The organism is Cohnella sp. WQ 127256, from assembly GCF_024519285.1.
GTDB lineage: Bacteria > Bacillota > Bacilli > Paenibacillales > Paenibacillaceae > Cohnella.
The window spans coordinates 449,720-462,443 of record NZ_JAMZCY010000005.1 but is presented as its reverse complement, the minus strand read 5'-3'; the positions used below and the strand labels follow the sequence as shown (position 1 = coordinate 462,443).

At 46.1% G+C, this 12,724-nt stretch carries 10 protein-coding genes and 1 other annotated feature; of the genes, 4 read left to right on the top strand and 6 right to left on the bottom strand.

The window, feature by feature from the left end:
• Positions 1 to 34: 34 nt before the first annotated feature.
• The 3 genes from M1K58_RS17095 to M1K58_RS17085 form a co-directional block, all read right to left on the bottom strand.
• Entirely contained in the window at positions 35 to 1,330 is a 1,296-nt protein-coding gene (locus tag M1K58_RS17095) for an ABC transporter substrate-binding protein (protein ID WP_256760051.1), read from the bottom strand.
• An 82-nt stretch (positions 1,331 to 1,412) separates the two neighbouring features.
• A complete protein-coding gene (locus tag M1K58_RS17090; protein ID WP_256760336.1) occupies positions 1,413 to 2,246 on the bottom strand; it encodes a carbohydrate ABC transporter permease in 834 nt (277 codons plus the stop codon).
• Positions 2,246 to 3,127 (bottom strand): carbohydrate ABC transporter permease, encoded by an 882-nt coding sequence (locus M1K58_RS17085; RefSeq protein ID WP_256760050.1) that lies wholly within the window; start codon positions 3,125 to 3,127, stop codon positions 2,246 to 2,248. The genes M1K58_RS17090 and M1K58_RS17085 overlap by 1 nt, the downstream gene beginning before the upstream one ends.
• A 121-nt stretch (positions 3,128 to 3,248) precedes the next feature.
• Here M1K58_RS17085 and M1K58_RS17080 point away from each other — a divergent pair, with 121 nt between their 5' ends.
• Entirely contained in the window at positions 3,249 to 5,057 is a 1,809-nt protein-coding gene (locus M1K58_RS17080) for a sensor histidine kinase (protein WP_256760049.1), read from the top strand.
• A complete protein-coding gene (locus tag M1K58_RS17075; RefSeq protein WP_256760048.1) occupies positions 5,054 to 6,682 on the top strand; it encodes a response regulator transcription factor in 1,629 nt (542 codons plus the stop codon). The genes M1K58_RS17080 and M1K58_RS17075 overlap by 4 nt, the downstream gene beginning before the upstream one ends.
• A 261-nt stretch (positions 6,683 to 6,943) precedes the next feature.
• Here M1K58_RS17075 and tyrS read toward each other — a convergent pair whose 3' ends face one another.
• A complete protein-coding gene (gene tyrS, locus M1K58_RS17070) occupies positions 6,944 to 8,233 on the bottom strand; it encodes a tyrosine--tRNA ligase (protein ID WP_256760047.1) in 1,290 nt (429 codons plus the stop codon).
• A gap of 96 nt (positions 8,234 to 8,329) precedes the next feature.
• Positions 8,330 to 8,569: a binding site (T-box leader), on the bottom strand.
• Positions 8,570 to 8,717: 148 nt separating this feature from the next.
• Here tyrS and M1K58_RS17065 point away from each other — a divergent pair.
• Together M1K58_RS17065 and serS are read left to right on the top strand one after the other, a co-directional pair.
• Entirely contained in the window at positions 8,718 to 8,876 is a 159-nt protein-coding gene (locus tag M1K58_RS17065; protein WP_256760046.1) for a hypothetical protein, read from the top strand.
• A 67-nt stretch (positions 8,877 to 8,943) separates the two neighbouring features.
• The gene (gene serS, locus M1K58_RS17060) at positions 8,944 to 10,239 is read left to right on the top strand and encodes a serine--tRNA ligase (protein ID WP_256760045.1); all 1,296 of its coding nucleotides are present in this window, start codon (positions 8,944 to 8,946) and stop codon (positions 10,237 to 10,239) included.
• A gap of 497 nt (positions 10,240 to 10,736) precedes the next feature.
• Here the strand turns inward: serS and M1K58_RS17055 are convergent, their stop codons facing one another.
• Both M1K58_RS17055 and M1K58_RS17050 read right to left on the bottom strand, forming a co-directional pair.
• Entirely contained in the window at positions 10,737 to 11,693 is a 957-nt protein-coding gene (locus tag M1K58_RS17055) for an ABC transporter ATP-binding protein (RefSeq protein ID WP_256760044.1), read from the bottom strand.
• Complete coding sequence (locus M1K58_RS17050) at positions 11,686 to 12,717, bottom strand: ABC transporter ATP-binding protein (protein WP_256760043.1); 1,032 nt, start codon at positions 12,715 to 12,717, stop codon at positions 11,686 to 11,688. Before M1K58_RS17050 ends, M1K58_RS17055 begins: the two co-directional genes overlap by 8 nt.
• Positions 12,718 to 12,724: the final 7 nt, after the last annotated feature.

Here is a 12,724-nt window from a genome sequence, read left to right as displayed (position 1 = left end):
CTCGACTAGATCGAGGCATGGTCCTTTCCCGTTATTATTTACTCAAGTTTTTCCATGATGCGTTAATCTGGTCGTACATTTGAGCGATATCTAGCTTACCACCGATGTGTGCCTGCACTGCGGAAGCAATCTCCTCCGCAACACCATCCGGGAATTTAGGAGCATTAAGCGATTGAACTTTGCCTTCTTGGATATATTTCCAAATTTCCGCCCCCACATCGCCCAAGTCTTCATCAGTAACAGCGATAGTAGATAGGCCCGGGATAAATTTGAATTTCTTAACGATGTACTCTTTACCGATATCGGAAGTGACATACCAATTCAAGAAGATTTTAGCCTCTTCCTTCACGCTTGAGTTCTTGTTGACAACCAAGCTAGCAGGAACACCCACATTGATCTTATCATTCGCCGTTGCATCTTCCCCAAGCGGCATTGGTAGAATGCCAACGTTTAAGTCAGGGTTGATCTCATCAATCTGCAGCTGCGCCCAGTTCCCTTGTTGCATCATAGCCGCCTTGCCATTTGCGAATTCAGCGACTTGCGTATTATAGTCTATAGTCAGCGGGTTTTTCAGGCCATATTTGACCGTCAGATCAATCAAATTCGCCCAATCCGTGAACTTCTGATTGTCCTTCAAGTTTATTCCACCTTCATTAACCTGCTTAATGAAAGCATCCGGATCGTCCTGTTGGGCGAAAGGAGGGTTAATGCCCTGATTACCGATAATCCACCATTCTTGATAACCGTTCGAGAATGCTGTAATACCAGCTGCTTCAAGCTTCTTAGCCGCTTCCTCCAATTGGGAATACGTTTTAGGAAGGTCCGTAATGCCTGCCTTTGCGAACAAATCCTTGTTATAGATGTATCCGAAGCCTTCTAGGTTCATTGGCATACCGTATAGTTTGCCTTCGTAGGTCATTGGCTCTTTAGCCATCGGTACTACATCTTTTACCCAAGACTGATCTGACAAGTCTTCCATCTTATCAATCCAAGTCATCATGTCCGTATAACCGCCGTTTGTGAAAATATCTGGCTCATCGCCGGAAGCAAACTTCGTCTTCAGTGTCGTTCCGTAGTCGCTTCCTACAGTTTGGATTTCCAGCTTAATGTTCGGGTACTCTTTCTCGAATTCAACCTTCAGCTCATTAAGACCTTCCACGATCTCCGTTTTCAATTGCAATACTTTTACTGTCTTAATTTCCGTAGAGCTTCCTGCTTCCTTGGTACTGCCGCTGTTGTTGCTACCGCTGCCCTCATTGTTGTTGCCGCCACATGCAGATAGAACAACTGTTAAGGATAGTAATAGAGATACGAGCTTCATTCTTTTCATTTGTAATCCCCCCCGGTTTTGATTTGAATGTATGTTAACAATGACGTAAAACCAATATGAAATTCAGACTTGTGTTGCTAGCTTAGCCTTTAACAGAACCGGCCGCGATGCCTTCGACGATATATCGTTGCATGAACAGAAAGAACACCACAATCGGAGTAATTCCTAGAACAAGTGTAGGAAGTGCCAAGTCCCATTGCTTCGTATACTGCCCGAAGAAAGCGAACGTCGCGATTGGAATCGTGCGAAGCTCCTGACTTTGCAGGATAAGAGAAGGTAGCAAGTAATCATTCCAGACCCACAAGCTATTGAGAATGATAACGGTGACCAGCATGGGCTTCAGCATAGGCAGCACAATTCTCCAGAAGACACCATAAGGACTGGCCCCATCGACCACCGCGGCCTCTTCAATCTCCAGCGGGATCGACTTAATGAAGCCGTGCAGTAGGAAGATGGATAGAGGAACGCCAAGCCCCAAATAGCAGAGCACAAGTCCCGGGATACTATCGCCGATGCCCAGAAATCTAACCACCTGCATCAAAGGAATCATGATCGACTGAAACGGGATAACCATTGCGGCCACGAACGTCATGAACAAAATTCGATTCAATCTCGTGTTCGCTCGAACCAATCGGTAGGCAGCCATCGCACTGAACAAAGCGATCAACACAATGCTGGTTAACGTAATGATAAATGAATTGAATAACGCTTGCGGGAATCGTGTAATCTTCCAAGCCTTCTCATAGTTACCCCAATGGAATACCTCCGGCCAAGCGGCCGCGTTCGTGAGAATATCACCGAGCGACTTGACCGAGTTTACTAGTAAAAAGTAGAACGGAACAAGGAAGAGTAGACCCATCAGAGCAAGGACGATTAACCGCAGAGCGATAAGCGAGCGAGTCGCTGTTCTTTCCATCACGCTTCCACCTCCTTGCTCTTGGTCAGTTTGACTTGGAGCAGTGTAATAATGGCAACGAAGATGAAGAAGATAAGCGATTTAGCCGTTCCCAACCCATAACGATTGTTCGTGAATGCTTCTACATAAATATTAAGTGCTAACGATTCCGTGGAGCGGAAGGGTCCGCCCTTGGTCAGGGACAGATTCAGGTCGAACATCTTGAACGACCAGGAGATTGTAAGAAATAAACAAACTGTAATAGCCGGCATAATCAGCGGAAGGATTATGCTTCGAAGCACTTGCAACTTACTCGCTCCGTCAATCTCGGCCGCCTCCATAACCTCTTTGGGCACGTTCAAAATGGATGCGATAAAGATAACCATTAGATAGCCAGACGATTGCCAGACGAACACAATTACAATACCCCAGAAGCCCGTCGCTTCGCTGCCGAGCCAAGGCAGTTCGAAGAAGGAAATACCGGTCAGATCCCCTATCGTAGCAAATCCTTTAACGAAAATAAATTGCCAGACAAAGCCGAGTAGCAATCCCCCGATTACATTCGGAAGAAAAAACACTGTGCGTAGAATGTTGCGGCCCTTCATCGGTCTAGTCAAAATGTAGGCGAGTAAAAAACCAACCACATTGGTGAGTATGACACCCACAATCGTAAACTTTGTCGTAAACCAAAATGAGTTCTTAAATGCAGGATCATCGGTTAATATCTGCTTAAAGTTATCCAAACCTACCCATTTCACTGTGCCTGCTACGCCGTTCCAATCCGTAAATGAATAGTACATCCCCATGACGAACGGAACGATGATGATAGCCAGAAAGAACAGAAATACAGGTCCGATGTATACGAGCTGCTGCATGAACGCCGACCCTTTTTTGGTGTTCATCTATGTCCTCCATTTCGTTCTTAAGCTTGTATTTAATTTTATTATGACTATATTTAAGGTCAGGGAACACCCACTGATGTGAACCAAACGGTATAAAATATTGATCGGAAGGTGCAGCAAATTGACCTGGAACAGTATCCGGACGAAGCTGATCGTGCTTACGATTCTAGCCGTTCTCGTGCCGAGCACAGCAACAATGCTAGTCAGCTATTTCTATACAACCAACTCCCTTAAGGAAAGGGCTGTAAGCGAGAACAGTAACCTCCTCTATCAGGGTGGCGAGAATATTAAGAACTATTTAGAGCAGCTGAGTCGTACCTCCCTGTCAGTCTATTCAGATGATTTCTTCTACCGTAGTCTCGCATTTGGTTTCGACAATATTTCGGCGAGCGGTCAACAAACCGCGACTATGCAATCTATTGCCTTATCGATCAGCGAAATCGAGCAGGTCTATCTTTATGTGAACGATAAGCGACAAGCGACCTTGCTCACTCAGAACAGGCCGAAGAGATTAAGTGACACTGACTTTTACAATAACAACAGCTTGAGCAGTGAGCGAAGCTTGTACATTGAGCCACCTCATATCCCTCATTCCTATGGGTTCAGCTCAGTACCCTCAAATGGATCGCAGCAACCGGTGCTCACGTTGCATCGATCGATTCTAAAGGTTCCTTCGTCCAAGGAAATCGGCGTTCTCACATTCGATGTAAATCTTAATGCGATTTCGCGTATCGCCAATCAGCTCTATCAAGCACAGCATGAACGGCTTTATCTGGTCGATGAGGAAGGTTATGTGATCTACTCGGGCGATACCGCGCGGATTGGACAACCGCTCGATGAGCCGTGGTTCGACAACAGCGTCTTAGCGAATGACGACAACAAGAATTACGAAGCCGACAAGAAGATCTATATTTATCAACGTATTGAAACGGCATTTAGCCGCTGGACTCTTGTTAAACAGATCCCATCCGCCTACCTGACCCGTGACACGAACCAAGCCGCCGCTATTAATGTGCTGCTTGTTGCAATATCACTGGTCCTTATTATTAACGCTATTATTTTCATTTCCTTTCGAATCACGAAGCCAATTAAGCAGCTCGCATGGTATATGAACCAGATCAAGACCGGGCATCTCACGATCGATATCAACACGAACCGCACAGATGAGATTGGACTGGTGTATAAGCGATTTAACGGCATGATGGACACGATCAACAATCTGATCCTACGGGAATACAAATTGAAATTGGCCAATAGCACGAATCAGCTTCGTGCTCTACAAGCCCAGATCAATCCTCATTTTATGAACAATACGCTTCAGACAATAGGCACTCTCGCACTAGAACATGGTATGAAACAAATATATTCACTAATCTCGGCCCTTGCCCGAATGATGCGTTACAGTATGTACAACACGGATAAGCCCGTTAAGCTTAGGACGGAGCTAGAGCATGTGAATGATTACATCCAGCTCCAAAAGGAACGGTATGAAAATCAGTTTGATGTTCGTTACAATGTGGATGAATCGACACTCGATGTGCCTATACCGAAGATGATTGTGCAACCGCTGGTCGAGAACTTCTTCAAGCATGGTATAGATCCTCTCAGGAATCCCAAAATCATCGAGCTATCAAGTCGCTGGGTCTCTCCCTCGGTACTTCAGCTAACGATCGAGGATAACGGAAAAGGCATGTCTATAGCAGATTGGGAAAGCCTACAGCAGCTTCTAGCCCAAGCAACTGACAATGAGCAGGAATACGCCCGAGAATGGAATGAAGCCGAGTCCACACAAGGCGGAATTGGCCTTGTCAACGTACAGACGCGATTAAAGCTGTTCTATGGAAAGGATGCGCAATTCAGCGTTGAAAACCTCGTCCCGCATGGTTTTCGGGTTGTGCTGATAATGAATATGGAAGGTGAATCGAAATGAAAGCTTTAATCGTTGATGACGAGAGCCGCGTGCGTAAAGCCATCCGCCTGCTCGTTCATTGGGAAGAGCACGGAATTGAGCAAATCGATGAAGCCACTAACGGCTTGGAGGCTATGGACATTATTCGGAGGGAACGACCACAGATCGTGTTATTGGATATTCTAATGCCACTTAGCACCGGCGTTGATCTGATGGGATGGCTATACGACTATAATCCGAATATCAAATTTATTGTGATCAGCGGACACGATGATTTTGAATATGTAAGAAATACGGTTCTATATCGCGGAATCGATTATATCCTGAAGCCCATTGATGAGAAGATCATTAACGCTGCAATTAGCAAAGCTATGTTCACCTGGCGCAAAGAGGAACAGGAGCGGCTAGCTCAGCTTCAGAAAAACGTACAGGTGAATGAGTACCGCCCTTTTTATACGGAGAAGCACCTAACTAGCTTGATCGAAGACGAGGGCGCTCAGAATCATACTGTCCGCCGGCTTCAGGCTGAAGGATCCCTGCCTCCTGACCTCGACAAGGTGCGACTCGCGCTTCTACAGATCGACCGAACCGATAAGACGCTCCAGCAAAGATTCGGCAACGATATGGATATCATCATTTTCTCAATACTGAACATCTGCAACGAATATTTACAAGAGGTGGATAGGGGTCTCGCTTTCCGGCATTGGGGGACACAGAGCGATATCGTGCTACTCGTCTGGAAAGACTTCGCAAATCTCCCGATACTCCTGAAGCGAATTAATGAGGGGATGTTTCGAACTCTAAATCGCAATATGCATTTCGGACTCAGTCCGACCGGGTCATTCCCTTCAGAAATGCCACAATTGTATGCAGCGGGACTCGCGGCCATCCGCTCACGAAACTTATTTGTGCTTAATGCGTTTATTCACGAGGACAAGTATCAATCGGAAAAGCAGGAATCCGTTCCTTTGGTTCTTCGGTTTGCCGATTACGAATCCCATTGGAAGCTGACGGCGCTTAGCGGACAACAGGAGCTAATAGCAGGAGCCGTGGAGGACTGGATTCTCTCCATGGCGAAGCGCGGATCAGTCACCCCAAATGAGCTGGAGCAATACAATCGAGATATCGAACGGTTTCAAGCCCGTCTCCTGCAGGAAACTGCCGGAAACGCCGTCGGTGATGCCTTGTCTAAGCTTCTTCAAGCGAACGCTACCAAGGAAATGCCGAACCCAGATAAATCCATTCTGTCCCTGAAGGAATGGCAAGAATATTGGAAACATTGTATGCTTAATCTTGCGCGCATCCTGGTGTCATTCAAGATGACCGGTCAGAACCTCATGGGTGAAATCACCGATTATCTTGAAAATAACTATCAGAAGGATCTTTCCTTAAACGATATCGCCAATCATTTTCATGTCAGCCGGGAATATGTCTCGAGAAAGTTCAAGCAAACATTCGGTGTGAATCTATCAGAATATTTGAGTCACATTCGCATCAACAACGCCAAGCTGTTGCTGCTTAACCCGCAGCTCAAAATAGCCCCAATCGCGGAGATGGTCGGGTTCAAGAACGAGAAATATTTCAGCTTAGTGTTCAAAAAGCAGGAAGGGATTTCTCCAAATGAGTACCGTAAGAAAGAAGGCTAAATTCCAGCTAAGCGAGCAGAAGCAGCCCAAACGAGCAGCAGCTATAAAGCTATAAATGAGCAAAAACAGAAACTGAAATATCCAATTGAGATAGGTTCGCAGCGTGGCGTGATCGGGTATGAAAGCGGAATGAGACAAAGCGATTTCTCCTTGGTGTGAAGACGGTTGAGGTGTCAACTTTTTACCACAAGGAGATCGCTTTGTCTCTATTCTTTTTGGCTTTATAGTTTACTGGAAGCGAATTTGCTCATTTATAGTATCCTATTCAAACTTAACTAAGAAGTAATTTTTCTTCCCGCGGCGCAACACGATGTATTTATCGTGAAGACGTTGCTCCTTCGTCAATACGTGTTCAACGTCCTGCTGTCTCTGACCGTTCACGTATACCGCACCACTCTCTATGTCCTGTCTTCCTTGACGCTTCGAAGGCGCGGCTTTCGACTTGATAAGAAGATCCAGCAGGGCAATTTCTTCCTGACCTGTGATCACTGTAGTCGGCATATCCTGTAACGCTTCAACGAGCTCCGATTCGTCTAGTTGCGTGACATCTCCGGAGAATAATGCTTGCGTAATTTTCTCCGCGCTCACAACAGCATCCTCGCCGTGTACGAGGCTTGTTACTTGGCGAGCTAGCTCGCGTTGTGCAGCACGTTTCTCAGGACGTTCAGCAAGCTCGGCTTCTAGCTCGGCAATTTGCGTACGGTCCAGGAAAGTGAAATATTTCAAAAACTTAATGACATCGTTATCGTCTGTGTTGATCCAGAATTGGTAGAAGGCATAAACAGACGTTTTGTTACGATCTAACCACACCGCGCCAGATTCCGATTTGCCAAACTTCTTCCCGTCACTCTTCGTAACAAGAGGAACCGTCATACCGAATGCGTTTCCTCCGCCCATTTTACCGATCAGGTCAAGACCCGCAGTAATATTGCCCCATTGATCGCTACCGCCAACCTGCAAGGTACAGTTCTGATCCGTGAGCAGTCTGTAGAAGTCGTAGGATTGTAAAATCATATAGCTGAATTCCGTAAAGGAAATGCCGTTCGCCAATCTCGAATCCACAGAATCCTTAGCAAGCATGTAATTAACAGTAAAATGTTTGCCGATATCACGAAGGAAGGAAATGATATCAAGTGGAGCGAGCCAGTCGTAGTTGCTCACTAGCTTCGCATGGTTTGCTTCTTCATTAAAGTCGAGAAAGCTAGAAAGCTGTTCCTTCAAGCGATTCGTCCAATGTGCAACGGTATCCGAAGTATTCAAGGAACGCTCTGTCGACCGTCCACTCGGATCACCGATCATTCCAGTACCCCCACCGACTAATGCGATTGGGTTATGTCCTGCCTTCTGAAAATGGCGAAGAATCAGAATCGGGAGCAAATGTCCGATGTGTAGGCTATCTGCAGTTGGATCAAATCCACAATAAAGTGCGACACGCTCTTGTTGTAGCTTCTCCAGAAGACCCTCGCGATTCGTCATTTGGTGAACTAATCCTCTGTACTCCAGTTCCTCAATTAAGTCTACGTTAAGATTAAGTGCATTGCTGTTGGTCATTATTAATCGCTCTCCTTCTATTCTAATGAGAATCAAGCCTGAACGGCTGGGGCTTATACAGTCTGAACCATCAAAAAAGACCCGTCTCTGTCAATAGACAGGGACGAGTCATCGCGGTACCACCCTAATTGAAAATACGCGTTATGCATATTTTCCACTCTTGTCAGTTAACGGCTGACGGCCGTCTTATCCTTCCGCACTAGATCAACCCAGCTCGGTTTCGGATCAAGAAGCTCCAGGACGTAATTCGCGTTTGCTCGTGTACCGGCTTGCATCAACCGCCGGCTTTCTGGAACACGGAATACGAACGCTACTGATTCCCTTCAACGCTACATATCATTTCATTCGTTTGAACTACTGTAAACCAATGCAGTAGGGTCTGTCAATTCCATTATGCCCAAATGACAGGTGGAATAAATATCCGGCTTGATTAAGTGTTGATTATGCGCTATGCTTTGTGAAATTAATAGCAGAAACCATGCCTATGATGAGCATCCAACTCGGAGGCGTTCTCGTTAAGGAAATCAACAGCCTTTATAAGCTTATCGATTTCTCTAAGTTTACCGTAGCCGCACGTTATCGCGGAACTAAAGTGGATCGGACAGCGCGTCTGTTCGGTCAATTTGGGTGGCACCGCGAGTAAAAAACGCTCCTCGTCCCATAAAGACGAGGGCGTTTTTTGCATTTTTATTATAAAGGAGCGCGGTGACATGTTAGACATTAAGTGGATTAAACAACACCAAGACAGAGTTCAGAGGGTAGCCGATCAGAAGCGGATTCAAGTATCTATAGCAGAATTGTTGGAATGGGATGAGCAAAGACGATCGCTGTTGGCCGAAACGGAAGGTCTTAGGGAAACAAGAAATAAGCTCTCACAGCAAATCGGCATGTTAGCTCGTAATGGGAATACCGAGCAGATCGAACGGATTACGCAAATAAAGCAACAAGCCAAGCAAGTGAACGAAAGCCTTCTCGTTAATGAAGGCGAATTGGCTAAAGCGGAAAGTCGCTATGAGGAATTGATGATTCTCGTACCGAATGTTGTATCTGCGGATACACCGATCGGGCAATCCGATATTGATAATGTAGAGCTCAAGCGAGTGGGTGTGCCGAAGGTAGTGGATTATAGCCGTAAAGATCACTTAGAGCTCGGCGAATTGCACGATATGATTGATATTCCGCGTGGAGTCAAAGCTGCTGGAACTCGCAACTATTACCTGAAGGGTGAAGGTGTGTTGCTGCATCGTGCTGTCCAGCAGCTTGCGATTGACCTACTGACTGCTAAAGGATTCACGCTGCTCGAAGTTCCGTTAATGGCACGACCAGAGGCGTTAAACCATACAGGCTTCTTCCCCCTTGGAGAAGATCAAACTTATCGGATTGCAGATGAAAATAAGTGGTTAATCGGCACCTCGGAGGTGCCACTAGTAACGTATTACTCTAACGAAGTCGTCAATGTAGATGAGCCAATCAAGTTAGCCGCTGCCTCCGTCTGCTTCCGAAGCGAGGTCGGCTCAACAGGGAAGGACGTTCACGGACTCTATCGTGTGCATCAATTTTCTAAGGTTGAACAAGTTATCCTATGTGAGGCAGATCCTGATCTATCGGAGAGCATTCTTCAAGAGATTACGAGTAATGCAGAGCACCTTCTACAGCTCTTGGAGCTACCTTACCGAGTGATGGCTGTGTGCACGGGTGATATGTCGCAGAAAACGTATAAGCAATACGACATCGAAACCTGGATGCCAAGCCGGCAAGCTTATGGAGAAACCCACTCTTCGTCGAATTTACACGATTTCCAATCGCGACGCTCGAATATCCGTTACCGTGATGCTAGCAGCAGCTTAAAGTTCTGCCATACTCTCAATAATACCGCCGTAGCTAGCCCGCGTATTCTCATTCCCTTGCTTGAGAATCATCAGCAGGAGGATGGGTCGATCCGCATCCCGGAAGCTCTGCGACCTTACATGAACGGTCGGGAACGACTTTATCCCAAACAAATTTAGCGTTATTAATGAACCGGTTCATCAGGTGTCCACTCCTTGATTGAATCGGTTTTCTTTGTTCCACTTTCTTTGTGCGTTGAATCATTCCCCCGGAAATAATGTGACAACAGAACACTTATTTCGTTCTAGCGTATCAATTAACATTGACGACTCTAACAAGGTGATTTTGTGGAATATCCTCTTCAAGATCCATTGGCAGGGTAAGTTGGTCCATGGTTTTTTGAATAAACAAAGAAACCACTCCTATTTTTAATGGTTGCTAGACACTTCCATTTTACCAAAGGATGGTTTCTTTTTGTGTCTCCTGTAGGAGCGACAGCGTTTGTCTTTGAAATCGTGAAATCTCCTTATTACGAGTTTACCTATTCAGATTTCACGATTTCAACAACAACCGGAAGGAGATACATACCCTCAAAAAACATAATCGATAGAAAAGGTAAGGGGGTGTCCCATAGAGTTACTTATGGGACACCCCCTTCTCGTTAATCAAATAAACATTAGAGCAAATGACAAGCTGCGAAATGACCAGGTTCTACTTCCTTGAACGGAGGCATTGTCGCCGCACATTCCGGCATAGCATGCGGACAGCGAGTACGGAATGGACAGCCGCTCGGTGGATTAAGCGGACTCGGAATTTCGCCTTGCGGAATAATCCGCTTGCGCTGCTTCTGGATATCCGGATCTGGGATCGGAATCGCAGACAATAGCGATTGCGTGTAAGGATGCAGTGGCTTCGCATTAAGCTTATCAGAGGTTGCTACCTCAACAAGCTTACCTAAATACATAACCCCGATACGATCGGAAATATGCTTAACCATTGCCAAGTCATGCGCGATAAACAAGTAGGTTAACCCACGTTCCTTCTGCAGCTTCTTGAACAGGTTAACCACTTGAGCTTGAACGGAAACGTCTAGCGCCGAGATCGGCTCGTCCGCAATAATAAATTGCGGTTCTATCGCTAACGCACGTGCGATACCAATCCGTTGTCGTTGCCCCCCTGAGAATTCATGGGGAAAACGTCCTGCATGCTCTTCACTCAAGCCTACATCCCTGAGAAGCTGGTTAACTCGTTCTTTCTTCTGATTGCCGCTATATAGCCCATGAATTTCAATACCTTCAGCAATAATCTTACCAACCGTCATCCTAGGATTAAGGGAGGCATAGGGATCTTGGAAAACCATCTGCATATCCCGGTAGAACTTTTTCCGGGCATCTCCACTCATCTTCTGAACGTCCTCGCCATTAAACAAAACTTGACCACCCGTTGCTTCATAGAGACGGATAATCGTTCTCCCGGTTGTCGATTTTCCACAGCCCGATTCACCAACCAGACCAAAGGTTTCGCCACGTTTAATCGTGAAGTTCAGACCATCTACAGCTTTTAGTACGCGGTCCCCACTCAGATTAAAATGCTTCTGCAAATTTTTCACTTCTAAGATATTGTCCTCAGCCATGTGATCCCCTCCCCACGCCGACTGGCATATCTACCTTGGGAGCATCTGGATGCAAGAGCCAACAAGCCGAGCTATGATCCGCAGAAACTTCGAAATGCTCTGGGTCAACCTCTTTGCAAATTTGCATTGCGTAAGGGCAACGAGCCGCGAATGCACAGCCAACTGGAGGCGCATATAGATCCGGAGGCGTTCCTGGTATCGAATCTAGATCGTTATTTCTGTCACTATCTAGGCGAGGGACGGAACGAAGCAATCCCCAAGTGTAAGGATGTCTAGGATTGTAGAAAATATCATTCAACGTACCTCTCTCCACTACTTTGCCTGCATACATAACAATAATCTTATGCGCCATCTCAGCGACAACGCCCAAATCATGTGTAATCAAAATGATAGACGTGTCGGTCTTCTGTTGAATGTCACGCAGAAGATCGATAATTTGCGCTTGAATCGTTACATCTAGTGCGGTTGTTGGTTCATCGGCAATAAGCAGCTTCGGATTACAAGCAAGCGATAGAGCAATCATTACCCGTTGACGCATCCCACCGGAAAGCTCATGCGGATATTGATGAATTCGCTCGTCAGCATTAGACATCCCAACAAGCGTCAACAGCTCAGCTGCCCGTTTCAATGCCGCATCTTTGGAGAGCTTCTGATGCTTGCGAATCCCTTCAGAAATTTGTGCGCCGACAGTCATTGTTGGATTCAATGAAGTCATTGGATCCTGGAAAATCATCCCCATCTCTGCCCCGCGCACTTGCTCCATCTGTCTTTCCGACATTTTCGATATTTCGTGCTTACCATCAAACAAAATGGAAGAGCCTTCTTTAATATAACTAGGTGGAGACGGAATCAACCTCATAATCGTCTGGGCGGTTACCGATTTACCACAACCTGATTCCCCAACGATTGCAAGGACCTCTCCTTTATTTATAGTGAAGGAGACGCCGCGGACCGCTTGAACTTCACCGGCATACATTTTGAAGGATACACGTAAATTGTTGACTTCAAGTATAGGTTTACCCATTCGGCAC

Coding starts and splice junctions, on each gene's coding strand:
- M1K58_RS17095 (WP_256760051.1), bottom strand. CDS start 1,330: ATGAAAAGAATGAAGCTCGTATCTCTATTACTATCCTTAACAGTTGTT.
- M1K58_RS17090 (WP_256760336.1), bottom strand. CDS start 2,246: ATGGAAAGAACAGCGACTCGCTCGCTTATCGCTCTGCGGTTAATCGTC.
- M1K58_RS17085 (WP_256760050.1), bottom strand. CDS start 3,127: ATGAACACCAAAAAAGGGTCGGCGTTCATGCAGCAGCTCGTATACATC.
- M1K58_RS17075 (WP_256760048.1), top strand. CDS start 5,054: ATGAAAGCTTTAATCGTTGATGACGAGAGCCGCGTGCGTAAAGCCATC.
- tyrS (WP_256760047.1), bottom strand. CDS start 8,233: ATGACCAACAGCAATGCACTTAATCTTAACGTAGACTTAATTGAGGAA.
- M1K58_RS17065 (WP_256760046.1), top strand. CDS start 8,718: ATGATGAGCATCCAACTCGGAGGCGTTCTCGTTAAGGAAATCAACAGC.
- serS (WP_256760045.1), top strand. CDS start 8,944: ATGTTAGACATTAAGTGGATTAAACAACACCAAGACAGAGTTCAGAGG.
- M1K58_RS17055 (WP_256760044.1), bottom strand. CDS start 11,693: ATGGCTGAGGACAATATCTTAGAAGTGAAAAATTTGCAGAAGCATTTT.
- M1K58_RS17050 (WP_256760043.1), bottom strand. CDS start 12,717: ATGGGTAAACCTATACTTGAAGTCAACAATTTACGTGTATCCTTCAAA.